At 64.9% G+C, this 23,148-nt stretch carries 24 protein-coding genes and 1 riboswitch; of the genes, 13 read left to right on the top strand and 11 right to left on the bottom strand.

The genetic code is table 11. The features are described 5' to 3' along the window. The first annotated feature begins 21 nt into the window (after positions 1 to 21). Positions 22 to 375, top strand: coding sequence for a helix-turn-helix domain-containing protein (locus K323_RS30695; protein ID WP_084697268.1), 354 nt, complete (start codon positions 22 to 24; stop codon positions 373 to 375). Continuing rightward, entirely contained in the window at positions 372 to 1,781 is a 1,410-nt protein-coding gene (locus tag K323_RS25910; protein WP_022885689.1) for a type II toxin-antitoxin system HipA family toxin, read from the top strand. Before K323_RS30695 ends, K323_RS25910 begins: the two co-directional genes overlap by 4 nt. Positions 1,782 to 1,830: 49 nt before the next feature. Here K323_RS25910 and K323_RS0112845 read toward each other — a convergent pair whose 3' ends face one another. Next, positions 1,831 to 2,796, bottom strand: a complete 966-nt coding sequence (locus K323_RS0112845) for an SdiA-regulated/phytase-like domain-containing protein (protein WP_022885688.1) — start codon at positions 2,794 to 2,796, stop codon at positions 1,831 to 1,833. Continuing rightward, positions 2,793 to 3,437, bottom strand: coding sequence for a DUF3592 domain-containing protein (locus K323_RS0112840; protein WP_022885687.1), 645 nt, complete (start codon positions 3,435 to 3,437; stop codon positions 2,793 to 2,795). The genes K323_RS0112845 and K323_RS0112840 overlap by 4 nt, the downstream gene beginning before the upstream one ends. Positions 3,438 to 3,572: 135 nt before the next feature. Between K323_RS0112840 and K323_RS0112835 the strand changes: the two genes are divergently transcribed. The 3 genes from K323_RS0112835 to K323_RS0112825 are packed head-to-tail and all read left to right on the top strand — an operon-like array spanning position 3,573 to position 6,815. Next, positions 3,573 to 4,217 (top strand): TetR/AcrR family transcriptional regulator, encoded by a 645-nt coding sequence (locus K323_RS0112835; protein ID WP_245570977.1) that lies wholly within the window; start codon positions 3,573 to 3,575, stop codon positions 4,215 to 4,217. Positions 4,218 to 4,236: 19 nt separating this feature from the next. Continuing rightward, positions 4,237 to 5,157, top strand: a complete 921-nt coding sequence (locus K323_RS0112830; RefSeq protein ID WP_022885685.1) for an ABC transporter ATP-binding protein — start codon at positions 4,237 to 4,239, stop codon at positions 5,155 to 5,157. Beyond that, the gene (locus K323_RS0112825) at positions 5,154 to 6,815 is read left to right on the top strand and encodes an ABC transporter permease (RefSeq protein WP_022885684.1); all 1,662 of its coding nucleotides are present in this window, start codon (positions 5,154 to 5,156) and stop codon (positions 6,813 to 6,815) included. Before K323_RS0112830 ends, K323_RS0112825 begins: the two co-directional genes overlap by 4 nt. Here K323_RS0112825 and K323_RS0112820 read toward each other — a convergent pair. Genes K323_RS0112820 through K323_RS0112805 form a run of 4 tightly spaced genes read right to left on the bottom strand, consistent with a single transcriptional unit; the run spans position 6,812 to position 9,956 of the window. Continuing rightward, positions 6,812 to 7,522 (bottom strand): M23 family metallopeptidase, encoded by a 711-nt coding sequence (locus tag K323_RS0112820; protein WP_051147339.1) that lies wholly within the window; start codon positions 7,520 to 7,522, stop codon positions 6,812 to 6,814. The genes K323_RS0112825 and K323_RS0112820 overlap by 4 nt on opposite strands. Before the next feature lie 9 nt (positions 7,523 to 7,531). Further along, positions 7,532 to 8,284, bottom strand: a complete 753-nt coding sequence (locus K323_RS0112815; protein WP_022885682.1) for a CE1759 family FMN reductase — start codon at positions 8,282 to 8,284, stop codon at positions 7,532 to 7,534. Further along, complete coding sequence (locus K323_RS0112810) at positions 8,281 to 8,766, bottom strand: MarR family winged helix-turn-helix transcriptional regulator (protein WP_022885681.1); 486 nt, start codon at positions 8,764 to 8,766, stop codon at positions 8,281 to 8,283. The genes K323_RS0112815 and K323_RS0112810 overlap by 4 nt, the downstream gene beginning before the upstream one ends. 2 nt (positions 8,767 to 8,768) lie before the next feature. Further along, positions 8,769 to 9,956, bottom strand: a complete 1,188-nt coding sequence (locus K323_RS0112805) for a CE1758 family FMN-dependent luciferase-like monooxygenase (protein WP_022885680.1) — start codon at positions 9,954 to 9,956, stop codon at positions 8,769 to 8,771. A 124-nt stretch (positions 9,957 to 10,080) separates the two neighbouring features. Beyond that, a riboswitch (M-box (ykoK) riboswitch) is annotated at positions 10,081 to 10,256 on the top strand. Between the two features lie 47 nt (positions 10,257 to 10,303). Between K323_RS0112805 and K323_RS30885 the strand changes: the two genes are divergently transcribed. Next, positions 10,304 to 10,705 carry a magnesium transporter gene (locus tag K323_RS30885; RefSeq protein ID WP_425402279.1) on the top strand — a complete coding sequence of 134 codons (402 nt, stop codon included), beginning with the start codon at positions 10,304 to 10,306 and terminating at the stop codon, positions 10,703 to 10,705. Between the two features lie 24 nt (positions 10,706 to 10,729). Here K323_RS30885 and K323_RS0112795 read toward each other — a convergent pair whose 3' ends face one another. Continuing rightward, positions 10,730 to 11,287 carry a dihydrofolate reductase family protein gene (locus tag K323_RS0112795; RefSeq protein WP_022885678.1) on the bottom strand — a complete coding sequence of 186 codons (558 nt, stop codon included), beginning with the start codon at positions 11,285 to 11,287 and terminating at the stop codon, positions 10,730 to 10,732. Positions 11,288 to 11,387: 100 nt separating this feature from the next. Here K323_RS0112795 and K323_RS0112790 point away from each other — a divergent pair, with 100 nt between their 5' ends. Together K323_RS0112790 and K323_RS0112785 are read left to right on the top strand one after the other, a co-directional pair. Beyond that, a complete protein-coding gene (locus K323_RS0112790) occupies positions 11,388 to 11,765 on the top strand; it encodes a YchJ family protein (protein WP_022885677.1) in 378 nt (125 codons plus the stop codon). 56 nt (positions 11,766 to 11,821) lie between these two features. Then, positions 11,822 to 12,847 carry an NADPH:quinone reductase gene (locus K323_RS0112785; RefSeq protein WP_022885676.1) on the top strand — a complete coding sequence of 342 codons (1,026 nt, stop codon included), beginning with the start codon at positions 11,822 to 11,824 and terminating at the stop codon, positions 12,845 to 12,847. 106 nt (positions 12,848 to 12,953) lie between these two features. On the opposite strand, the gene K323_RS0112780 is transcribed toward K323_RS0112785, so the two are convergent. Continuing rightward, on the bottom strand, positions 12,954 to 13,814 hold the full coding sequence (locus K323_RS0112780; RefSeq protein WP_022885675.1) for an Fpg/Nei family DNA glycosylase: 861 nt from the start codon (positions 13,812 to 13,814) through the stop codon (positions 12,954 to 12,956). A 54-nt stretch (positions 13,815 to 13,868) separates the two neighbouring features. Next, positions 13,869 to 14,231, bottom strand: a complete 363-nt coding sequence (locus K323_RS0112775) for a winged helix-turn-helix transcriptional regulator (protein WP_022885674.1) — start codon at positions 14,229 to 14,231, stop codon at positions 13,869 to 13,871. Between the two features lie 81 nt (positions 14,232 to 14,312). On the opposite strand from K323_RS0112775, the gene K323_RS0112770 reads away from it, so the two are divergent. Then, on the top strand, positions 14,313 to 16,628 hold the full coding sequence (locus tag K323_RS0112770) for an LLM class flavin-dependent oxidoreductase (RefSeq protein ID WP_022885673.1): 2,316 nt from the start codon (positions 14,313 to 14,315) through the stop codon (positions 16,626 to 16,628). Positions 16,629 to 16,660: 32 nt separating this feature from the next. Continuing rightward, entirely contained in the window at positions 16,661 to 17,062 is a 402-nt protein-coding gene (locus tag K323_RS0112765; RefSeq protein ID WP_211219852.1) for a VOC family protein, read from the top strand. Positions 17,063 to 17,223: 161 nt separating this feature from the next. Here K323_RS0112765 and cyoE read toward each other — a convergent pair whose 3' ends face one another. After that, entirely contained in the window at positions 17,224 to 18,204 is a 981-nt protein-coding gene (gene cyoE, locus K323_RS0112760) for a heme o synthase (RefSeq protein ID WP_022885671.1), read from the bottom strand. An 85-nt stretch (positions 18,205 to 18,289) separates the two neighbouring features. Next, complete coding sequence (locus K323_RS25905; RefSeq protein WP_022885670.1) at positions 18,290 to 19,483, bottom strand: MFS transporter; 1,194 nt, start codon at positions 19,481 to 19,483, stop codon at positions 18,290 to 18,292. Positions 19,484 to 19,636: 153 nt separating this feature from the next. Here K323_RS25905 and K323_RS0112750 point away from each other — a divergent pair, with 153 nt between their 5' ends. From K323_RS0112750 to K323_RS0112740, 3 genes are all read left to right on the top strand, one after another. Further along, positions 19,637 to 20,089 (top strand): MarR family winged helix-turn-helix transcriptional regulator, encoded by a 453-nt coding sequence (locus tag K323_RS0112750; RefSeq protein ID WP_022885669.1) that lies wholly within the window; start codon positions 19,637 to 19,639, stop codon positions 20,087 to 20,089. 119 nt (positions 20,090 to 20,208) lie between these two features. Further along, positions 20,209 to 21,579, top strand: a complete 1,371-nt coding sequence (locus K323_RS0112745) for an MFS transporter (RefSeq protein WP_022885668.1) — start codon at positions 20,209 to 20,211, stop codon at positions 21,577 to 21,579. Continuing rightward, positions 21,576 to 23,120: a pyridoxal phosphate-dependent decarboxylase family protein gene (locus K323_RS0112740; protein ID WP_022885667.1), complete on the top strand. Its 1,545-nt coding sequence runs from the start codon at positions 21,576 to 21,578 to the stop codon at positions 23,118 to 23,120. The genes K323_RS0112745 and K323_RS0112740 overlap by 4 nt, the downstream gene beginning before the upstream one ends. The last annotated feature ends 28 nt before the right edge of the window (positions 23,121 to 23,148 follow it).

The following is a 23,148-nucleotide window of genomic DNA, read 5'->3' as shown; positions in this document are numbered from 1 at the left end:
GTGCAGCCGTGATAGCTAACAATGGCCATTTCTCGATATAGTGGAAGCTATAGCTATCAATATGAGGTGAGCAAAGTGGTCAAACGCAGTTCCGTTCGGCAAGAAAGGCTCTTGCGGATCTTCGGTTCGAACATCCGCCGCTGGCGAAGAGTCAACGGGATGTCCGCGACCACCCTCGCCGAGAGAGCTTTCATCACCCGCGAGACGCTCCGAAACATCGAAACCGGAACCGGGACACCTCGAATCGACTCCCTTTTCGCTGTTCTGACTGCGCTCGGTATCGCGGATACGGTCATCACCGCGGTTGACCCCTACAACAACCAAGCCGCCCGCGCCAGAATTGACGACATCCTCGGCACCGGAGAAGCACCGTGAACGTCGTCCTCGAGGCGCACGTCTACACCGACTTGGGGGGTGGCACCCCGACCTTCGTTGGCGTTCTCAAGCCCTCGTTCAGCGGAGGGCGAAACCTCGCGTCCGCGTCCTTTCAATACGACTCCGGCTACCTCGCCCACCCCCGTGCCTACCCGATCTCGCCAGAGCTCCCTCTCGTTCCCACCCGCACTTTTACGCCGGAGAACATGACAATCTTCGGTTCGTTCGCCGACGCGTCACCGGACATGTGGGGCAAGAAGCTCATCCAGGCAAACCATGCGCTGAGGCTGGAAAAGCAACCTGGCGTCTACCGCAAGCTCGGGGACTTCGACTTCCTCTTGAACGTCTCGGACTTCACACGCATGGGAGCGCTACGGCTCAAAGCGCCGACAGGCGGCAGCTGGCTAGCCAGTGACTCCGAGGCAGCGAACATCCACGATCTTGAGAGAGTCATCGCGGTCGCTCGTCGCTACGAGGATCAAGTTGCCAGTGACGAAGACCTGGAATATCTCTCGGACATTGCCACTAGCCCTGGTGGAGCGCGCCCGAAAGCGAACGTAATCACGGAGTTTGGAAACTTGGCGATTGCCAAACTGCCACACTCGAAAGACGGCAATATCGACGTTGAAAGCTGGGAAGCGCTCGCCCTGACATTGGCCGAGAACATCGGCATCCGCACACCGACGTTCGAGCACAGGCGGGCTGGCGCCGACAAGTCGGTACTCGTTGCACACAGGTTCGACCGTGTCGGCGAGGATGTTCGCTTGGGCTACATGTCAGCGTCAACGGCGATGGAGCTCGGCACTTTGAGCGACTCTGGTGTCACCTATCAAGAGTTCGCGGACACAATCAGTGAACTCAGCTCACAACCCGCGGCCGATCTGCATGAGATGTTCACGCGGATCGCATTGACGGTCCTCATCAACAACGTAGACGACCATTGGCGAAACCACGGGTTCTTGCACGACGGGTCCGGATGGCGACTTTCGCCGGTCTTCGACGTGAACCCGAGCACCTCACATTCCGTGAACTCGAGAGCGATAAGCGAGCAAGACGACCCGAGGAACCGTGACATCCGGAATCTCGCTTCCGTGGCCGAGAGTTTCAGCCTGACCGGTGAACAGGCCGCGGCAATAGTCCACAGTGTCGCGGATCACGTCGAGCGGTGGCCGGCAATCGCGAACTCGTTTGGGATTCCTGTTGAGCAGCAGAAGGCTATGTCCCGTGCCTTCGACACCAACCAGCTGTCCGTTGCGCGGGAGTACTCGCCGCTGGCCCCACCGAGGATCGTAGACCTAGCTCCGCCGGCGCAACCGGGCCAGGCAGGAGCCGTCTGGGTCGCCCAGCATGTGCGGGGCGGTGCCCAGGTGGCCGGTCATTGGCGGGCGGCGAGGCGCTCGAGCTGACCTCTATGGGTATTTCGCACAGCACATTCGTGCTTTGCGGCTGCGGGCTCTACCCGACGCGGTAGAGGCTGAGGCATCCGCTGTCGGTACGCACGGCCAGGTCGCTGCCGTGCCATGCGATCCCCGCACGGTGGACGACGTGGTCGAGCGGGAAGGTGGCCGTCGGCTCTCCTCCGGACTCCGCGCGGATCGTGACGACGGAATCGCTGAGCACAGCGACGCGACCGTCGCCGAGTGCTTCGTCACTCAGCGCGAGGTCGAGACGGGTGCCTTCGATATCGGTCCAGCCCGGGAGGGGTTCGCCGGTACGGGTGTCTCGGGCGACGATCCGCATCGCGGCGTTGGAGTTGATGACGACGAACACAGTCGAGCCATCGCTGCTCAGCGCAATGCTTTCGACCAGGCCGCTCGGAATAGGAACCGCTCGGATGCCAGTTTCGCCAACCAGCTGCACCTGCACCTTCGACTGCGCGTCGGACCACGCGAGCGTCGAGGCATCAGCGGCCAGCGCGGCACGCAGCAGCGGAGTGTGCCCTCTATACAGCTCAGGCGACACAGGGGCGCGCACGATCATGTCTCCGTCTTCGATCCGTTCGAGGGTCACCGTCTGGTCGCTGAGCGAGGCGACCATCAGCAGGCCCTGTTCGGCGGCGGCGTCATTCAGCCAGGACCCCTCGTGCCTTTGCCGAACATTCGCGCCGAGAAGGTGGATGGCGCCGTCTGTGCGCGCGATCAACCCGTTCCGGCCGTTATGGCACATGATCTGCCAGATGATCGCGTTCTCCTCTGGCGTCCACAACTTGTCGCAGTGGCCGGTGGCAGGATCGATGACGACGAGCACCCCATCGCCGTCTGTTGTATAGAGAGACTGCCCGTCGCTTACCAGCGGAAGCGCACCGGTGTACCTCCTGCCAACACTGCGGTGCAGCATGGGCTCACCCTTCGCGGCATCCGGTGCCGTCAGAATCAGGCCAGCTCGCAGTCTTCTGAGGGCATCGTCCGAGACGATACTCATGAGCCCGCCTGGACGATCAGCGTGGCGATTCCTGCGCCGAGCGCGATCGTCACAAGAACGGTGAGAACGGATGCCACGGCGCGGGGTGTGCTCGGGCGCAGGAGGGGCATCTGCCCCGAGTACTCCGTCAGGTCGGCGCTGTCGCCCCACGTCTGCCGCTCGACCGCCACCAACTGGGCAGCGGTGGGGACACGCTCGATCGCGACGGCACCCGAGTACTGCGGCAGGTAGCGCACCGCAAGCGTCTCACCGGGTTGGAACCGCGGTACGTCGGTGACCGTGATCTTGGCCGCGGTCGAGGTGATGAATCGGCTCGAGGTCGGGGGAGCGACCTCGAGTCGCAGCCGAATGAAGACGTTGCCGTTCTCGTCTTGCGATTGGGTCGTCACGTCGAGTACACGGGCGGGCACCACCACCCCTGTCATGCTCAGCAGGCGGAGCCCTCGCTGATTGATGCCGAAGAATCGCTCGTCGGTGTCGGCGGACGAAATCACGAGGGAGAAGATCGCGACCATGATCGAAACCCAGAAGACCGTCCACGCAGCGACGTGGCCGCTCTGGATGACCGCGATGGTCGAGGCGGTGATGCTTCCGATCGCCAGCATGAGTGCGAGGAGCAGGACGCGTTGTCGGGCTATCATCGCGTCTCACGATGGCCGTCGCTGGTGAACGGGTGGTGAACCAGAATATCGCCATTGACGTGGATGATACGTGCGTATAGCATTCTGCACATGCAGACAGTGTCTCGTGTGCAGTGGACTCGACCAGTCGGAGATTTGACGACAAGGACGCGTCTCCGCGACGCCGCGATCGAGTGTTTCGCCCTGGGTGGATTCGAAGCCTCAGTGCGGCAGATCTCCGCACGGGCAGGCGTGAGCCCTGGGCTCGTGCGGCATCATTTCGGCACCAAAGAGCTCCTCAGAGCGGAGTGCGATGACGAAGTACTGCGCCGGTTTCGAGAGATCAAGGGCGGTGGAATAAGAATGCCGCCGGGCGAGGCGATCAGAATGTTCTCGCAGCTCGACGAATTCGCGCCGACCTTCGTATACATCCTGCGGAGCGTTCGCGACGGCGGAGAAGTCGGGCGCGCTTTCGTCGAACACATGATCGCCGATGCCGAGGTCTTCACCGAGGAAGCGGTCAAAGCCGGAACCCTCAAGCCCAGCCGCGACCCCGCCGCCCGAGCCAGGTACCTCGTGACAAGCTCTCTCGGAGGCCTGCTCGTGCAGCTCACGCTCATGCCAGACATCGATCTCGCCGACATCGGCACCGCCATCCATCGCCTCACCGAATCCATCGCCCTACCGAGCCTCGAACTCTTTACAGAGGGAATCCTCGTTGACCGTTCCATGCTCGACGAATACCTGATGTACGTTCCCGATCCACCAGGCACCACGGACGCCACCCCACCCCATCCGTGAATTCCTGTTGGAGGCAGACATGACCCAATCGCTGGCCGTCGATGTGCACGGTCTGACCAAAAACTTCGCAAGCACGCGCGCCCTGGACGGCCTCGACCTGCGCGTGGCCACCGGCAGCGTGGCAGGCTTCCTCGGCCCGAACGGATCGGGAAAGTCGACGACGATCCGCATCCTGCTCGGTCTACTGCGAGCCGACGGTGGCACCGCAACGATGCTCGGAGGCGACCCCTGGCGTGACGCGGTCGACCTGCATCGGCGCGTGGCCTACGTCGCGGGCGATGTGACCCTGTGGCCCAATCTCACCGGTGGACAGGCCATTGACATCCTCGGCGCGTTGCGGGGTGACGTCGACCGTGGCCGCATCGATCGGTTCCTGCAACTGTTCGACCTGGACCCGACGAAGAAGGCCCGTAGCTACTCGAAAGGGAACCGTCAGAAGGTCGGCCTCGTCGCAGCGTTTGCGAGCCGCGCCGAGCTGCTGATCCTCGATGAGCCGACCAATGGCCTCGATCCACTCATGGAGGGCGTCTTCACCGATTGTGTCTCCGAAGCCAAGGCAGAGGGACGATCTGTTCTGCTGTCGAGCCACATCTTCGCCGAGGTCGAGAAGTTGTGCGACACGGTGACCATCATCCGCGACGGTCGAACTGTCGAATCGGGAACGCTGACGGAGCTGCGCCACCTGCAGCGGTCGACAATGACTGTCACCATCGACGGAGACAGCGCCGTGCTTTCCGCGGTGCCCGGAGTACAGGAGCTCACCGCCGACGGCCAACGGGTCTCCTTCTCTGTCGACGAGGGCGCGCTCCCGGACGTCATGCGAGCCCTCGCTCCCCTGGGGCCGCGAGGGTTGATCTCGACCCCGCCATCGCTCGAAGAGCTGTTCCTTCGTCACTATGGGCTGCACGCCGAGGCTGCGGAAGCGGCAACACGGCCATGACCACCATCCAGGAACAGGGCGCACGCACTCTCTCGCGCACTCCGGGCCGCGGCCGGGTGATCGACGCTTACGCGGGGTTCGGGCTCATGGTGCAGTTCATTGTGCGCCGCAATTGGCTGAGGATGCTCATCTGGACGATCGCGCTCGCCGGGATGATCGCGATTGTCGTCGAATCCCAGCGGATTGCGTTTCCGACCCAGGCGGACCGCGATGCCTATGCAGCGATCGCGAACACACCCTCGGTCGCGGCCCTGACTGGACTGCCATACGCTGCGAGCACACTGGGCGGCATCCTCAACATCAAGTTGTGGATGACAGAAGCCGTCGCGCTCGCTTTTGCGGTGATCTTCCTCGTCACCCGCAACGGCCGCGCAGAGGAGGAAGCCGGGCGGACGGAGTTGCTTCGTGGCGGGGTGCTCGGGCAGCACGCCTATTCCCTCGCGAACTGGGTCGTCGCCGCCGGATTCTCGGTGCTCATCGGACTCAGCAGCGCCCTCGTCGCGATCGGACAAGGTCTGCCGGCGCTCGGAACTCTCGTGATGGGTGCGTCATTCACCGGTGTTGGCCTGGTCTTCATCGGCGTCGCAGCGGTCACCGGTCAACTCGCGCAGACCAGCCGTGGCGCCAACGCCCTCGCCTCGGTCATACTCGCAGCCGCGTACCTCACCCGCGCCGCCGCCGACCTGCAGGCCGACGAGGACAATCCGAGCATCCTCAGTTGGGCTTCGCCGATCGGCTGGGGCCAGCAGATGCGCTCGTACGGGGAGAGCCTCTGGTGGCCGTTCGGGGTGTCTGTGGCTGCTGCCGTACTGCTGTGCGCACTCGCCCTGCTGCTCGAACGGCGGCGGGATGTCGGCGAAGGCATCCTGCCTGATCGACGCGGACCGCGGCACGCGAGCGCGTTGACCAGAACCCCGGTCGGACTCACCCTGCGCCTGCAGCGGGGGTCGATCATCGGGTGGAGCCTCGGTGTGCTGGTCGGCGCTCTGTTCTTCGGGACGGTGGCGACGGCGATGGCTGACCTCCTCTCCGGTGACAATCCGATCGCCCAGGGATTCATCGGTGGGTCGAAGGACGTGCTGGACGGACTGTTGGGTTTCTTCGCGATGGCCAACGTACTGCTGATCTCCGCGTTCGCGCTTCAGAGCACTGACACGATCCGTGCGGAGGAATCCAGCGGTAGAGCTGAATTGCAATGGTCAAGAGCTATCTCACGGGTGCGTTGGGCGCTGTCGCGGATGGCGGTGCCTGCTGTCATATCGTTCGTGCTGCTCGCCTTCAGCGGGTACGCGATCGGCGCCAGCTTCGGCGCGTCCATCGGCGATCCAGGCCAGGGCGGGCGGTTTGCCGCGGCATCCCTCGCTTATTGGCCGTCCGTGCTGCTCGTGATCGCCTTCGTCGTATTCTGCGCTGCCTGGCTGCCGCGAGTTGCGAGCGCGCTCACGTGGGGAATCTTCGGTTCCATGGTTGTACTCTCGATGTTCGGCGACATGTTCGGCCTGCCGGACTGGGTCGTCGACAACACCCCGTTCACGGCTGTGCCGAGGCTGGGCGAGGAGTTCTCCGCCGTGCCGCTCATCGTGATCGGCGGCCTCGCGGTCGTGCTGGTGGTGCTCGGGCTGCAGCGCCTCCGAACCAGGGACATGACCGCGGCTTAGGGTTTCAGGGCTTCGACGACGGAATTCTCGCCCGGAATACCCGACTCCTCCACCCGGGACCGCTCGCTCCGTCCTGTCCACTCACGAAAGTGCCGGAACGCCAACGGGATGCCCCGGGCAACGGAGAGGTCCAGGTTGTCCATGACCTGCAGGTGCACGTGCGGCTGGGTTGAATTGCCGGAGTTGCCGCATTCGGCGATCGGTTGGCCTGTCGTGACAACGTCGCCCACAGCGACCTGAGGCGAACCGGCACGCAGGTGCACCAGTGAGACGAATGTGTCGTTGCCTGGCAGCGCGATGGTCACATAGTTGCCGGCGATCGCCGCCACGCCTTGGCGGAGCCGCCCTGCTTGTCTGAGGGCGTAATGCACGAGCGACAGTTGCGACCGGCGCGCAACGTGATCGACTTCGCCGTCGTGAACCTGAACAACCCTGCCATCAGCTGGCGCCAGGATCGGTTGCCCGAACGCGAAGAACCGTTCGACCGGTTCCGTGCCGAAGTAGCTGCCCCAGTCACGATGGGTCGCCGTTCGGCGCCGATCGTCAACCCCGACGAAGTCAATGGCATACCGTGAACCCAACAAGTCCGTTCCGTGGCTGGGAACCCGCCTGGCCGGACTGTTCATCGCCAGCCACCGCCCCTCGAACGGCAGCGAAAGAACGACCACTCCATCTCCTGAACCTGGGGAAGGTCGACTTTCGCTCACGGATCGAGTCTAGGCGGTGCCGACGCGCGGCTCGGAGACTGCAGGCCCGTTGATGCCGCCAGCAGCCATCCGCATGAGATCTGTGCTGAAGTCGACGTCGTCTGCGCCCCTCTCGGCGCGGGTCGCGTTGCCGTTGAACTGGTGCTGGTAGCCGGTCCACGCGCTGTCGGCGATCGAACGGCCCACCCCACTCTGGAGCAGGAGCACAAGCTCGGTGGCGGCGCGGTCGATCCGCTCCCCTAGTGCCGACCCGCCCCAGTCCTCAGGGGCGGCGAAGAGCGACGTCGGTGCGGGGATCGCGCGGAGGAAGGCGAAGAGCGGCCGCAGTTGCTCGTCGACGACCATTGCGTGTCTGGCGGTGCCGGCCGTCGCCGCGAGAATGACGGGCTTGGCGATCAACAGATCGTTGTCCAGGACATCCGCGAAGGATTTGAACAGTCCACTGATCCCCGCCTTGTAGACAGGCGTGCTCGCAATCAGGGCGTCGGCTTCCGCGAGCCGATTGATCGCGTCTTGGAGTCGTTCACCCGGAAAGCCGGACACGATCGCCTGGGCAATGTCAACGGCGAGCGGCCCGAGCTCGACGACACCCACTGTGGCCGGGGTTCCGGCCTCGCGCAGCAGGTCCAGGACCTTCTGCGCGGTGCGATCCGCCAGGAGCCGGGTGGACGAGGGCTCACTCACCCCCGCGCTCACCACAACCAGACGCACCGGCGAGCTGATCTCGGTGGGTATTCCTGGCCCAGGCATGGTGATGCTCATGAGTCGTTCCTTTCGATCGATTGCTTGCGCGCACTCGGCTCGTGCCCGGTTGCACCGGCGGCAAGGGTGTTACTCAGGTCGCGCAGGGTCGTCATCTGCTCACTGTCGAGTGCGCGAGTCATTGCTTCCGCGACGTGCCTGGCGACGTTCGCACCGACTCGACGCTGGGCGCTCACCCCTTCAGGTGTGAGACGGATGCGACGGGCGCGAGCGTCGGCTGCATCGTCGCTTCGCTCAACGAGGCCGCGAGTTTCGAGACGAATGATGAGGCGGGACATCCCCGGCTGGGTCAGGAGCACGTCCTGCCCCAGCTCGGTGATGCGCAGGCCATGCGGTTCTCTGGACAAGGCGTGCAGCACGGCGTATTCCCGCGTGAGCAGACCGTCCCAGATATCGGCGTTGGTGAGTTCGAGCGCGATTGTCGCCTGCGCCCGGTAATACGCCTCCCAGGCCTGGTTGGCCAGACGGATGTCTCCGGCCACGATCAGACCGCCACTGGGAAACGGGCTTCGACGGCCGGGTCGCTGTCCTGGTAGGGGGATGTGCCGGAGAGGTTGTCACCGCGGTTCGGGTTCGGTCGTGGCTGACGCGGTTCCCCATCGCCATACTTCTTAGTGATCAGACTGCTGTGCGTCGGGGCATCCGGAACTCCCGGTGCTCGTCGTGCAGCCATCTCCTTCCGCAGCACGGGGACGACCTCGGTGCCGAGGAGTTCAACCTGCTCGAGGGCCATCTCGACGGGCAGCCCCATGCTGTCGACGGAGAAGAGCTGGCGTTGATAGTCGCCGAAACCGTCCTGGAAGGTGAGCGTCTTGTCGATGATCTCCTGTGGGCTGCCGACGCTGAGTGGTGTGCTCTTCATGAAGTCGTCGAGCGAGCTCCCCCGGAACACCGGGTAGTTCTCGAAGTATGGCCGGAAGGTCTTCACGGCGTCCTGTGAACGCTTCGCGATGAACGCCTGGCCGCCGAGACCGACGATCGCCTGGTCACTGGTGCCGTGACCGTAGTGCTCGAAGCGTTCCCGGTAGAAGTCGACAAGCGGCTTGAAGTGGAAGTTCGGCGCCAGGATGTGGTTGGCAAAATATCCGTTGCCGTAAAAGGCCGCCTGTTCTGCGATCTCCGGGGTGCGGATCGAGCCGTGCCAGACGAATGGGGGCACATCGTCCAGTGGTCGGGGAGTCGAGGTGAAGCCCTGCAGAGGCGTGCGGAAGCTGCCCTCCCAGTCCACGACATCCTCCCGCCACAGCCGGTGCAGCAGGTTGTAGTTCTCCAGTGCGAGGGCGACGCCCTGGCGGATGTCTTTTCCGAACCAGGGATACACGGGCACGGTGTTGCCGCGGCCGACCATGAGGTCGAGGCGCCCCTTGGCCATGTGCTGCAGCATCGCATAGTCTTCGGCGATCTTCACTGGGTCGTTGGTGGTCATCAGGGTGATCGATGTGCTGAGGATGATTTGTTTGGTCAGCGCCGCGACCGTGGACAGAAGCGTCGGTGGTGATGAGGGGATGAACGGCGGATTGTGGTGCTCGCCGAGGGCGAAGACGTCGAGGCCCACCTCGTCTGCGCGTTGTCCGATCCGCACCAGGTTGCTGATGCGTTCCGCCTCGCTCTGGGTGTGACCGGTTGTCGGGTCTGGTGCGATGTCGCCGACGGTGAAGATTCCGAACTGCATGCTGTCCGCCTTTCTGCGGTGTCTCAGAAGGCACAACAACATGACTGCGCATGTATTCCCGTGGCCATCCCTGCCGGTGTCGGCGCGAAGGTTGGATCGGTGCAGTGGCAGGTAGGCTGGGTACGAAGCATCTCGTTAGGCGAGGCTACTTCGCGAACACAGGCCACTGATCTCACGACATCGAGAGATGCCCAAGATCAGGACAGATCCTCCCGGATTAAGGGTTGATCCCAGGTGGCTTCCACGGTGCAGACCGCGGACACGTCGCGTCGTGCTGAAGCTCTTACGTGGGCGTGCTTCTCACATCAACCGGTGCACAACGCTGCGTCGACACTCGGTCGCGGCCGATGGTCGTGCGTGCACGATGCTGGAGGAATGCAGATATGGACAACACGATTCGCGTGGAGGACGAGCTCGAAGACGCGGTGAACCGAAAGGATCTCCGAGCGGCCTCACGGACCCTGACCCAGATGAGCCCCCATGATGTTGTGGGTGTGATCGAACGGTCGTCGCTCCGGAGGGCGGCGGTGATCTTCCGCCTGCTGTCGAAGGAGCGTGCACTTCAGTTCTTCGATGGCCTTGGCCACACCATGCAGAGTGAGCTCTTCCGCGGTCTGCGGGATGAGGACGTCGCAGCGACGATTCGGGTAGATCCAGCGGTCTTCTCCACCCCGTTCATCACGACATTCTGTGACGCGACCGGGCTGCTGATCTATTTCACGATTGCGAAGGCAATCCTCGGAGTGTGACAATCGCAAGGGCGTCGGCAGCCCTTACAGCGAGCGGTAGCGGAGATGGACGACGCCGTTGGTGAAGCGATGTTCGTCGATCAACTCGAGCCGCACGCGGACACCGTCGGGCAGAAACGACGTGCCGCCGCCGATCACGATCGGGGAGAGGAACTGCTGATATTCGTCGACCAGTCCGGCCCTGATTGTCTCGGCAGCGAGGTCGGGTCCGCCCACGGCGATGTCCCGACTCGCCGTCCGCTTGAGCCGGCGCACCATCTCCGGATCGAAATCCCGCTCTATTCGCGTTCGGGCGGTGGCTGCCTCGTCGAGAGTTCGCGAGAAGACGACCTTGTCAGCCTCGTGCCAGATCTGCGCGAAATCCCGCATGACAGCCGGCTGCTCGGCGTCCTGGTACAACGCGTCCCAGACGCTCATCACCTCATACATCCGCCGGCCGAACAGGAAGGTGCCCACGGACCGGACCGAGTCGTTGACGTAGGCGTGCACCTCTTCATCTGGCGCGGTCCAATCGAAGTTGCCGTCGGTATCCGACACGTAACCGTCGAGGGATGTGATCGCAGAGTAGATGAGGATTGCCATGAGTGAACTCCGTCTCCTTCAGCCGTGCATTGAGAAGCTGAGCAGTCAGTCCGACTTTAGGTTCGGCCGCGGGCATTGGCAATCGGCAATAATTGACGTTGTGAGCCCGACCCGCTGCCCCTGCCTGAGCGGTGAGAGTTATGCCGCCTGCTGCGGCCGGTTCCACAGCGGCGAGGCGGTAGCGCCGACGGCTGAGCGTCTGATGCGCTCACGGTTCTCGGCCTATGCGATCGGTGACGCCGACTACCTGCTGCAGACGTGGCATCCGTCGACCAAGCCAGCGTCGCTGGAACTCGACCCCGGCATCCGGTGGTACCGGCTCGACATCCTTGGCGGCAAGCGCGGTGGCCTGCTCGATACCGAGGGCACCGTCGAGTTCCGGGCGTTCTATCGAACGGATGCCGGGGCAGGCGAGCAGCACGAGCTCAGCCGGTTCACTCGCGTCGGTGGCCGTTGGCTGTACGTCGACGCTGCTTAACGTGCTTCGCGGCTCCGATCGGGAACGGAATCGGGGCGGAGAGCGTTGGCAACCTCATGAGAGCTATCGCGTATACCCAGACCGGCACCCCGTCCGTGCTCCAGCTCGTCGACCGCGAGCAGGCTGATCCGGGGGAGGGTGAGGTTCGAGTCCGTGTTGTTCGCTCCGGAGTCAATCCCACGGACTGGAAGTCGCGCGCGGGCTCAGGAGCAGGTCAATCGCTTCCGTTTCCGGAAGTCGTGCCGAACCAGGACGGCGCCGGCGTGGTCGACGCGGTCGGCGCTGGCGTGTCTGGAGTGAGTGCCGGCGACCGGGTGTGGCTCTACCTCGCGGCGCACGGGCGCCCGACCGGCACGGCACAGGAATTCACGGTCGTTCCTGCGGAGCGTGTCGTGCGCCTGCCGGAAGGCATCGGGTTTGATCTCGGCGCGAGCCTCGGTGTTCCGGCCATGACGGCGCATCGGGCGCTCACCGTCGCTGAAGACGGACCGACCCGACTTGCACCGGGCGCGCTCGCAGGCAAGACCGTGCTGGTCGCCGGTGGCGCGGGCGCGGTCGGGCACGCAGCCATCCAGCTGGCCCGCTGGGCGGGCGCAACCGTGATCACCACCATCAGCAGCCCGGAGAAGGAGACGCTGGTGACTGCGGCCGGCGCGGATCACATCGTGAATTACCGAACGACGGATGCCGCGACGGCGATTCGGGCGATCGCCCCGAACGGTGTGGACGTGGTGGTCGAGGTGTCACCTGCGCAGAACGCAGAACTCAACCAGACGGTGATCGCCAACCACGGAACGATCTCGGTCTATGCGAACAACGGTGGGAGCGAGGTCACCCTCGATGTGCGCCGGCATTTCGCGCTCAATGTGAGGTACCAGTTCCTGCTGCTTTACACAGTGGGCCAGGGCGCGCTGGCCGCTGCCGCGGAGGACATCACCGCCGCCCTGATCGACGGCGTCCTTCCGGTCGGGGAGGGGGCAGGTCTGCCACTTCTTCACTTCCCGCTGGAGCGTGCTGCCGAGGCGCACGCAGCGGTCGAGGGCGGGGCAGTCGGGAAGGTGCTGATCGACGTGGCCGAGTGATGCCGGCGCGAGCGCACTTCAATGGCTTTAGTCGCGTCACCTACTGCAAGCTACTCCGTCGATCACGGTGATCTCGATCTCGTCTTCGAGCCCCGCTGACCGAGCGCTACTTCAACAGGCGCGAGAGCACGCGGTCTGCGAGCGGCTTGCCACCGGTCTGGCAGGTCGGGCAGTACTGCAGCGTTGAGTCGGCAAAGATCACCTGATGCACGGTGTCGCCGCAGACAGGGCAGGCTTGCCCGGTTCGCCCGTGCACAGCCATGCCCGACTTCTTCTCCTTCTTGAGTTCGGAAGCAGCAAGACCGTCTGCCCTCGCGATCGCACCGGCGAGGGTGGCCTGCATCGAGTCATACAACCCTGAGGCCTCGCCGCCGCTCATCGCTGCCGGCTTGAAGGGTGACATCCGTGCCGCGTGCAGGATCTCGTCTGAGTAGGCGTTGCCGATTCCGGCGATGACCGACTGGTTGCGTAACAGGCCCTTGATCTGGCTTCGGCCGGCGCTCTGCAGGATCGCGAAGAAGTCGTCTCGGGTGAAACTGTCGTCCAGTGGGTCCGGACCCAGCCTGGCGATGCCTGGTACGTCCGCCGGGTCGGTCACGATTGAGATCGCAAGGCTCTTCTTGGTGCCCGCTTCGGTGATGTCGAGGCCCGACCCGTCTTCGAGCACAAGTCGGGCGGCGAGCGGTCCTTTGCCGAGCCGGCCAGCGGGCGCAGGTGGTCCGTCCCGCCAGCGGATCCACCCGGCTCTCGCCAGATGCATGATGAGATGCAGGTCGCCGATCGAGAAGTCCAGAAACTTTCCGTGGCGAGCCACGGTGTTGATGGTGCGGCCGGCCAGCGCGGAGACGGATGGTTCGAACGTCTTCAGCGCAGCGAAGGACACGATGTCGACCCGGTCGATGGTGCGCCCGGCCAGACGCCCGCCCAGGTCCGCCGCGAGGGCGTGTATCTCCGGAAGCTCTGGCACCCCTCCAGTGTGCCCCCGGTCGCCGACATCCGTCACACAGTGATCAGGTTTCGGTCAGGAAGCGACGGCGATACCGCCGGCGCGTTCGAGGGCGTGCGCATGACCCCACTCGGTCAGCGGCTGAAGTAGCGTGATCAGCTGCCGGCCCGACGGCGTCAGCGTATAACTGATCGAAACGGGTGTGGTTGGTCGCACCTCGCGTTCGATGAGACCCTCGTACTCGAGTTCCTTGAGGCGCGAGGCGAGTAGTCGATCCGAGATCCCGTCGACGAGTGTGCGGTATTCGGAGAATCGGCGCGCACCGCGCATACCGGCGAGGAGAATGGCGCCATTCCATTTGCGTCCGGCGAGTTCGATCGACGACTGAAACCGGCGGCAGGCCGCTTCGTCGATGCGCTCGAAGTCCTTCTCATCCATCCGCTGCACCTCACCTGTCGCTTACTATTGATAAGTAGCTTACCTGAGACTCGCGCCTCGCAACAGGGCGCGGCATGCTGAATGGACGAGCAGAGAACCACCGCGGAACGGGGAACGATGTATTACGGTCACGAGCTTCAATTCGGCACGTTCATCACGCCGGGAAACAATCCACCAGAGACTGCGGTGTCGCTCGCACAGCTCAGCGAGCAGCTGGGCTTTGACCTGGTCACATTTCAGGACCACCCGTACCAGCCCGCGTTCCTCGACACCTGGACCCTCCTGACCTGGGTTGCCGCGTCCACCGAGCGGGTGCACGTCTCCGCCAATGTTCTCAACCTGCCCCTCCGGCCACCGGCGGTCATCGCGCGCGCCGCCGCGAGCCTCGACCTCCTCTCGCACGGGCGTTTTGACCTGGGACTCGGTGCCGGCGGCTTCTGGGACGCCATTGACGCCATGGGAGGACGAAGGCTCACTCCGGGGCAGAGCGTTGATGCACTCAGCGAGGCGATCGACGTCATCCGGGGCATCTGGGACGTCGAAGATCGTTCCGTTCTGCGCGTCGAGGGTGAGCACTACCGACTGGACGGAGCCAAACGCGGGCCGGCGCCGGCACACAACATCCCGATCTGGCTTGGCGCATACAAACCACGGATGCTGCGGCTCACCGGCGGCAAGGCAGACGGTTGGCTTCCCTCCCTCGGCTATATGAAGCCGGGGGAGTTCGCGGCATCGAGCGCCGTCATCGACGAGGCGGCACTCGGTGCCGGGCGCGATCCTCGTGAGATCCGCCGGCTTGTGAACATCGGCGGTAGCTTCGGCGATTCGAACGGAGGATTCCTGAACGGGCCAAGCGACCAGTGGGTGGATGAGCTCCTCCCTTATGTGGTGGATCACGGCGTTGGAACCTTCATCCTCGCGTCAGACGATCCCGGAACGATGCAGCGCTTTGCACTCGAGGTCGCGCCGGCGCTGCGCGAGGCCGTTGCCCGCGAGACGGCTGCGGCGGCGCAGCCCACAGCGCTCATTCGGAGCGCGGCCGCACGACTCCGGCGGCGTGACGGCATCGACTACGACAGTCTTCCGTCCTCGCTCGCGGCCGGGGCAGTCGAGCCGGGCGACGCCGGGTATTCGCGGGTGAAATCGACGTATATGCGCGGTGGAGAGCCGGGGCTTGTGATCAAGGCGCACAATGTAGACGAGGTGGCGGATGCCCTCGCTTTTGTGCGGGCACACCCCGAAGTTGCTCTCGGGGTGCGCAGCGGTGGGCACGGGATCAGTGGGCGTTCGACGAACGATGGGGGGATCGTCATTGATGTGTCGCCGATGAACGCGATCGAGGTTCTCGATGAGTCGAACCGCCTGGTGCGGATCGAGCCGGGCGCCAGGTGGAAGGATGTCGCGTTTGCGCTGACCCCATACGGCTGGGCGCTGAGTTCTGGCGACTACGGCGGTGTCGGCGTCGGGGGATTGGCGACTGCCGGTGGTGTCGGTTGGATGGTGCGCGAGCACGGGCTCACCATCGATCATCTGCGTGCCGTCGAGATGGTGCTTGCAGACGGCAGCGTCGTGCGGGCCAGTGGCAGCGAGAACTCCGACCTGTTCTGGGCGGTGCGGGGCGCAGGGGCGAACTTCGGCATCGTGACATCGTTCGAATTCGAGGTCGATGAGGTCGGCGACCTCGGCTTCGCCCAGCTTGCATTCGATGCAACGGACACCGCCGGATTCCTGGAGCGATGGGGCGCAGCGGTCGAAGCGGCGCCGCGCGATCTGACGAGTTTCATGTTGATGGGGGCGGCGCGGGCAGGGCAGGCGCCCGTGGCGCAGGTCATGACGGCGGTCGATTCCGATGATCCGGACGTTGTTCTGGAGCGACTGCAGCCGCTGGCCGGCATTGCGCCCCTGCTAGACCAATCGGTGAGCATGACGCCGTACACCGGCATCATCACGAACTCCCAGGATGGCAGTCATAGCGGTCAGGGAGAACCGACGGCGCGTACCGGTCTGCTGGAGCACATCACGCCAGAGTTCGCGGCGGCCGCGGTGGAGCTCATTGAGAGCGGCGCGACGTACTTCTTCCAGATCCGTTCCGTTGGCGGTGCGGTGCAAGACGTCGACCCGGATGCGACGGCGTACGCTCACCGCTCGGCCAACTTCTCTGTGGTCGCGTTCGGGTCGAATCGTGACCGGCTGGATGCGGCCTGGGATGAATTGCATCAACATTTCTCCGGCCTGTACATCAGCTTTGAAACCGATCTGCGTCCTGAGCGGATCGAGGACGGATATCCCCCGCGCACTCTGTCGCGGCTGCGCGAATTGAAGCTTCGCTACGACCCGGCCAACGTGTTCCGCGACAACTTCAACATCGTGCAACCGGTCGCGTCAGCCGCCGAGTGACGGCGCCGTCGGTCGGGTTTACGATCGGTTCCGTGACTATTCCAGATATCGCAGGTATTCATCACGTGACGCTCACCGTGTCGGATGCTCCGGCCAGCGCTGAGTGGTATCGCGACGTGCTCGGGTTCTCCATACTGAGGCAGGTTGCCCAGAACGAGCTCACCAAGGTGATGCTCGCGCGCCAGGGGTTGTCGCTGATCCTGGTCGATCACGGTGACCAGGCCGTGCCGGGGGATTTCTCCGAGCGGCGAAACGGTCTTGACCACCTGGGTTTCGCGGTCGCCGACCAGGTGACACTCGAGAGCTGGGTCTCGCACCTGGACTCGGTCGGTGTGCCGCACTCACCGGTCACGCAGGGATCAAGCGGCCTACTCATTGCGTTCCGAGATCCAGACAACATCGCCCTCGAGTTCTACACCCAGCCGATCGGCTAGCGTAGCGATTTCGAGCGCGTCGAAACCCCAACCCGGCCCGAATCTTCATTCCGCCGAATGTCGAGGCGGGTAGAGTGCGCCAGCGAACGAAGTGGTTCCGAGATGGCCCTGGCGGGCCTCCTCAGCCCACGTACTGCGGAGGGTGAAGGCGCCGGCGGCAGCTAGGGAAGGACGGGGCCGACCGAGACCATCAGGCAGAGCGCCAGGATGATCACCAGCGAGAACCGGAACATCTTGCGTGCCCAGCGGGCGTCATCCGTTGCCCGGATGCCGACGATGCCGAGCCAGATCCAGTAGGCGCCGACGGCGCCCATGACCACGGTGTAGACGATGCCGACGTAGCCGAACACCGGCAGGAGCAGTGTCGCCACAACAAACGCGATCGTGTAGACGAGAATCTGGACTTTAGTGTTGCGGATGCCCCTGACCACCGAGATGACCGGCACGTTCGCCCTGGCGTACTCGTCGTGCCGGTAAATCGCGATGGAGTAGAACTCCGGCATCTGCCAGAGGAAGACCGTCAGGAACGCGAGCACAGCGCCGATGTCGACAACACCGGATACCGCGACGTAGCCGGCCAGGATCGGCGCGGAACCTGAGATGCTGCCGACGAGGGTGCCGTGGATCGACAGGCGCTTGGAGAGCATGCCGTAGAGCACGACATAGACCAGGAAGCCGCCGAGACCGACGAGCACGACCAGCCAGTTCGTCCAGGCGATGAGCATCGCCATGCCTGCCACGCCGAGGACCACGGAGAAGATCACCGCGTTACGCGCCCCGATGCTGCCGGTGACGGTGGCGCGCTTCCTGGTGCGCTCCATGACGGTGTCGATGTCACGGTCGAGCACGTTGTTGAGCACGCAGGCCGACGCGATCACGAGGGTGGTGCCGAAGACGAGCGCTGCGAACAGAGGGAAGTCCACCTGGCCGCGGCTTGCGAGCAGGAAACCGGCCGCAGCGGTGAGCACGTTGCCGTACAGGACGCCTGGCTTGGTCAGCGAGTAGTACCGGGTGAGCGTGTCGCGGAGTGAGGTGCCACTGGCGCGGGCTGCGAGTGCCCCATCTGTTCCGTCTACACCTCTGCCATCGACACCTGGGCCGTCAAAATGGCTGGGGGCGGGGGATTGTGCGCTCGCGGTCATGCGAAAAAAGGTCCTATCGGGGGAGCAGTCTTGCCTTCAATCATAAGGCGTGCAAAATGTGCGACGTCCGGATGCGCCTGGCTGGTCACGCGGTCATGGCCGCTGTGGAATTCGTGGCCACCGGGACGCGCCGAGCCCGAGCGGTTGATTCCGCGACCACGATCACGGTGAGGGCGGCCAGGGTCATCCCCACCCCGGCCCAGATAGACGATGTGTAGCCGAGGCCCGCGCTGATGGTGAGACCGCCGATCCACGCTCCCAGCGCGTTGCCGAGGTTGAACGCACCGATGTTCGCGCTTGAGGCGAGGGTCGGCGCGGCGCTTGCGTACTTCATCACCCGCAACTGCAGCCCAGACACGGTGGCGAAACCGAATGCACCCATCAGGAACAGCGAGACGATCGTCGCCACGGGGCTCTGTGCGGTGAGCGCAAAGAACACCAGCACAACGGCGAGCCCGGCGAGGATGACGATCAGCGTGCGATCGATCGACCGGTCTGCGGCCTTACCGCCCAGGATGTTGCCGAGGAACATTCCGCCGCCGAACAGCACGAGGAGCCACGGCACGGTGGAGCTCGCGAAACCACTGACCTCGGTCAGGGTGAACGCGATGTAGGTGAATGCGCCGAACATGCCGCCGAAACCGAAGACCGTGACGAGGATCGACAGCCACACCTGGCCGGAACGGAACGCACGGAGTTCGCCGAGCAGGCCGCCGGCGGATGCCGATGGTCGCCCGATATTCGGAACCAGCGTCACCAGTCCCACCAGCGCGACCAAACCGATGAGCGTGATCGCCCAGAAGGTGGAGCGCCAGCCGTAACCCTGCCCGAGGAGGGTGCCGAACGGAACCCCGAGCACATTGGCGGCGGTGAGGCCGGTGAACATGATGGCGATGGCGCCGGCCTTCTTGTGGGGCGCGACCAGGCTGGCAGCAACAACAGAGCCGATTCCGAAAAACGCGCCATGGCAGAGTGCGGCGATGATGCGTCCGATCATCATCGTGCCGTAGTCGGGTGCAAGTGCAGACAACAGGTTGCCCGCGATGAACAGCACCATCAGGGCAACCAGTACGTGCTTGCGGGAGAAGCGCGTGACCGCGGCCGTGAGCACCATGGCCCCGACGACAACACTGAGCGCGTAGCCGGTGATCAGCCAGCCGGCGGCGGCCTCACTGACCTGGAAGTCCGCCGCCACTTCCGGCAGCAGACCCATGATGACAAATTCGGTGAGTCCGATGCCGAAGCCGCCGATGGCGAGCGCGATGAGGCCGAGTGGCATGTGTTTTCTCCTTGAAAGGCGTATCGCGCGTGTTGTTGGCGTACGCTGGTAGTTGCAGGCGCGGGATAAATCATTGCACACGCAAGTAACCAGCGCAAGCAACTAAATTCACGACCAGGGCGAAGCGCCTGTTCGAATCGAGAGAGGCAACGGATGAGCATCGAAGACGACGCCGTCGAAGTGCGCACCCAGGGGTGGCGCACACTTGCCGCCCTGCACGGGCTGATCGAGGCGGAGCTGGAACGTGCCCTGCAGGCATCCGCACGCCTGTCTGTCGTCGAATACACGGTTCTCGATGCGCTCGGCAGGCAGGACGGCTGGCACATGCGCATGCAACAGCTGGCGCACGCAACGGCGCTGAGCGCCAGTGCGACGACGCGTCTCGTCAATCGGCTCGAGGAGCGCGGGCTGCTCACGCGGGTTCTCTGCCTCGACGACCGCCGCGGCATCTACACCGAACTCACCGCGGCTGGCCAGGACCTGCTGACGGATGCCCGGCCGACCCACGACGCCACGCTGGAACGGGCCCTGTCCGATGCGCGAAGTGTTCCGGAGCTTGCGCCGCTCGTCGACGCGCTTCCCGGCTTGCTCGCCTCCGCCGTCTGAGCTGCCATCTGCCGCGATGCACTAGTTACGCGCGAATGCGCCACGCGCGCATGGCGCATTCGCGCGTAACTGGCGCGCGAGCCGCAGACTCTCGGCGGGTGAGGCCCTAGGCTCTGGGCATGGATGCAACGGTGCAGACAGTCTCCCGAAAGTCCATCGCCGCGTACGCGATCGGATCCCTCGGCACGGGTGGGTTCGCCACGCTGCCGGGGCTCGTGCTGGTCTACTACCTGACAGACACGCTGGGAGTTGCTGCGCTCGCCGCCGGCGCCGTTGTCGTCGTCGCGAAGATCTGGGACGTGCTCATCGACCCGGTGATCGGCGCCCGGAGCGACCAGGGTCTCGCCAGATACGGAACCCGCCGGGGGTTTATGGTGCTCGGCGGTGCACTCCTGCCGGTGTTCTTCATCCTCACCTTCGCGGTTCCGGCCGGCGTCGACCAGGTGCTCTCGGTCATCTGGGTGACGCTGGCGTTCCTGCTGTGCGCCACCGCGTTCAGCCTGTTCCAGGTGCCATACATCGCCCTCCCGGCTGAACTCTCCAGCCGGTACGACGACCGCACGCGGCTGTTGACCTGGCGTGTGGTGGTACTGGCGCTCGCCATCCTGCTGTTCGGCGCAGGCGGCCCGCTGCTGCGCGGGCTGGGCGACGACGAACGGCTCGGTTACCTGGTTATGGCCGTGGTCGCCGGTGTGGTGATCGGCCTCGGGATGCTGGTGGCGGCAACCGTCGCCCCGCGGAACGCACCTGGTGCGGGCGTCCAGCCCTCGCCGGGCATCGCGCAGGGCTACCGCAACGGCATCAGCGCCCTGCGCCGCAGCCAGCCGTTCCGCGTGCTGCTGGCGACCTTCATGCTTCAGGGGCTCGCGACCGGCCTGATGCTCGCCGGTGCGCAGTACGTTGCGACCTGGGTGCTGCACTCCGAAGACGCCGTCACCCTGCTGTTCGTGGCACTGATCGCCCCGGCGCTGCTGCTGGCGCCGGCCTGGGGCGTGCTCGCGCGAAGGGTCGGCAAAGAGCGTGCCTTCACACTCGCGAGCGTGCTGTTCGCCGTCGCGGCGCTCAGCCTCACCGGGCTTCTCTGGGCGCCGGGCCCGTGGGTGTACCTGCCCGTGGCGCTGGCGGGCATCGCCTACGCGGGAATGCAGTCGCTGCCGATGGCGATGCTGCCCGACGTCATCTCGCACGACGCGCAGACCAGCGGAGAAGGGCAGGCTGGCATCTTCGGCGGCGTCTGGACCGCCGGCGAGACCACGGGTATGGCGCTGGGAGCAACGGTGCTCACGATTGTGCTCGCCATCACCGGCTATCTGGCCTCGACCGGTGACACCGGCACGGTTCAGCCGGCCAGTGCCGTCGCCGGAATCGTCATCAATTTCAGCGTCGTGCCCGCCGCGCTCATGCTGCTGAGCCTGGCGACGCTGGGCCGGTACCGCCTGCGCAGGCACGACATCGACCAGCCGGCTGCAGTGAAGGAGGAACTCTCGTGAACGAACCGACCGAACCGACCGAACCGACCGAATCTGCCGAACGCTCCGACGAGATCCTGGCCGAGCTGCGCGCCCTGCGCCAGGCCGATGCCCCCACCCACGGCGGCCATGTGCTCTCCTATGTCTACGACTCCGGCCTGCCCGAGCTCGACGAACTGGCCGCGGAGGCGATTCGCATCATGCAGCCGGTGAACGGACTCGATCCGACGACGTTCCCCTCGGTGGCCGCGCTGGAACGCGACCTGGTGGCCTTCGCCAGGAGGATGCTGCACGGCGAGTCATCGGCAGACGGCGAGGTCGTCGGCAGCGTCACCTCCGGCGGGACCGAAAGCTGCCTGCTCGCGGTGAAGACGGCCAGGGACGTCTGGCGTGAGACCCACGACACATCCGTCGACAGTCCGCGCCTCCTCGCACCGGTCACTGTGCACGCCGCGTTCCATAAGGCGGCCCACTATTTCGGACTCGAACTCGACCTGGTGCCGGTGGATGCCGGTGGCCGGGTCGACACTGCAGAGCTCACGTCACGATTCGGTGACGACGTCGCCCTCGTTGTGGTGTCGGCGCCGTCGTACCCCTATGCAACACTCGACCCGGTTGTCGACGTCGCGGCCGCGGCATCCGTCGCCGGTATCGCCTGCCATGTCGACGCCTGCATCGGCGGTTGGGTGCTGCCGTGGTGGGGCGAGGAGCTGCCCGCCTGGGACTTTGCGGTGCCCGGTGTCACCAGCATCTCGGCTGACCTGCACAAGTTCGGCTACGGGCCGAAGGGAGCATCCGTGCTACTGCAGCGCGGCCGTGACCGGCAGCGCCACCAGTACTTCGCAACGAAACGCTGGCCCGGCTATCCCGTCGTCAATCCGACCATGCTCGGCTCCAAATCGGCCGGCGCCCTCGCCGCCGCCTGGGCCATCACCCGTCGGCTCGGTGACGGCGGGTTCGCCGAGTTGAGTGCGTCGTGCCGGCAATCGACGGATGCGCTTGTGCAGCTGGTCGGGGAGATCGACGGGCTGCGCGTGGTCGGTTCGCCCGTCGGGCCATTGTTCGCCGTTGCCGCCGACGAAACCGCCCAGCCAGAGCGCAGGGTCGATCCCCACCACCTCGCCGACCGGATGCGACAGCTCGGCTGGCTCCTGCAGCAACAGCCAGGCCTCGTGCAGTCGAACGGTGTGCGACTCGCGCACACCACGCACCTGACGATCACGCCGGTGACGGAATCGGTGCTCGCCCGGCTGAGCGTTGCCCTCGTGCAGGCGGCCGATGACGTGCGCGGGGTGCCGGCGGTCGACCCAGCAGGGCTACTTGGCGCGCTGCCGCCAGTCGAACTCGATTCGGGCCCACTGGGTTCTGCGGAGGCACTGGGTTCTGCGGAGGCCGCCGGGGTGCTCGCCGGCCTCGGGATCGGTTCGGCGGAAGACGCCCTTCCGGAACAGATGGCGCCACTGCTTGCTCTCATCGAGGCGCTGCCGGCCCCCATCACCGAGCGACTGCTCATCGAGTTGCTCGCGCGTCTTGTCGAGCCGGAGGTGCCTTCCACTGGATGAGCTGTCCGCCGTTCGCAACCCGCATGCG

Source organism: Glaciibacter superstes DSM 21135, from assembly GCF_000421145.1.
Taxonomy (GTDB): domain Bacteria; phylum Actinomycetota; class Actinomycetes; order Actinomycetales; family Microbacteriaceae; genus Cryobacterium; species Cryobacterium superstes.
Note: the sequence above shows the minus strand (reverse complement) of the source record. Positions and strands in the feature narration are given on the sequence as shown.

Excerpts from the sequence above, each read along its gene's own strand:
- K323_RS30695 (WP_084697268.1), top strand. The coding sequence starts at position 22 with ATGGCCATTTCTCGATATAGTGGAAGCTATAGCTATCAATATGAGGTG.
- K323_RS0112845 (WP_022885688.1), bottom strand. The coding sequence starts at position 2,796 with ATGAGTATCGTCTCGGACGATGCCCTCAGAAGACTGCGAGCTGGCCTG.
- K323_RS0112840 (WP_022885687.1), bottom strand. The coding sequence starts at position 3,437 with ATGATAGCCCGACAACGCGTCCTGCTCCTCGCACTCATGCTGGCGATC.
- K323_RS0112830 (WP_022885685.1), top strand. The coding sequence starts at position 4,237 with ATGACCCAATCGCTGGCCGTCGATGTGCACGGTCTGACCAAAAACTTC.
- K323_RS0112825 (WP_022885684.1), top strand. The coding sequence starts at position 5,154 with ATGACCACCATCCAGGAACAGGGCGCACGCACTCTCTCGCGCACTCCG.
- K323_RS0112815 (WP_022885682.1), bottom strand. The coding sequence starts at position 8,284 with ATGAGCATCACCATGCCTGGGCCAGGAATACCCACCGAGATCAGCTCG.
- K323_RS0112805 (WP_022885680.1), bottom strand. The coding sequence starts at position 9,956 with ATGCAGTTCGGAATCTTCACCGTCGGCGACATCGCACCAGACCCGACA.
- K323_RS30885 (WP_425402279.1), top strand. The coding sequence starts at position 10,304 with ATGGTCGTGCGTGCACGATGCTGGAGGAATGCAGATATGGACAACACG.
- K323_RS0112795 (WP_022885678.1), bottom strand. The coding sequence starts at position 11,287 with ATGGCAATCCTCATCTACTCTGCGATCACATCCCTCGACGGTTACGTG.
- K323_RS0112785 (WP_022885676.1), top strand. The coding sequence starts at position 11,822 with ATGAGAGCTATCGCGTATACCCAGACCGGCACCCCGTCCGTGCTCCAG.
- K323_RS0112775 (WP_022885674.1), bottom strand. The coding sequence starts at position 14,231 with ATGGATGAGAAGGACTTCGAGCGCATCGACGAAGCGGCCTGCCGCCGG.
- K323_RS0112770 (WP_022885673.1), top strand. The coding sequence starts at position 14,313 with ATGGACGAGCAGAGAACCACCGCGGAACGGGGAACGATGTATTACGGT.
- cyoE (WP_022885671.1), bottom strand. The coding sequence starts at position 18,204 with ATGACCGCGAGCGCACAATCCCCCGCCCCCAGCCATTTTGACGGCCCA.
- K323_RS25905 (WP_022885670.1), bottom strand. The coding sequence starts at position 19,483 with ATGCCACTCGGCCTCATCGCGCTCGCCATCGGCGGCTTCGGCATCGGA.
- K323_RS0112750 (WP_022885669.1), top strand. The coding sequence starts at position 19,637 with ATGAGCATCGAAGACGACGCCGTCGAAGTGCGCACCCAGGGGTGGCGC.
- K323_RS0112745 (WP_022885668.1), top strand. The coding sequence starts at position 20,209 with ATGGATGCAACGGTGCAGACAGTCTCCCGAAAGTCCATCGCCGCGTAC.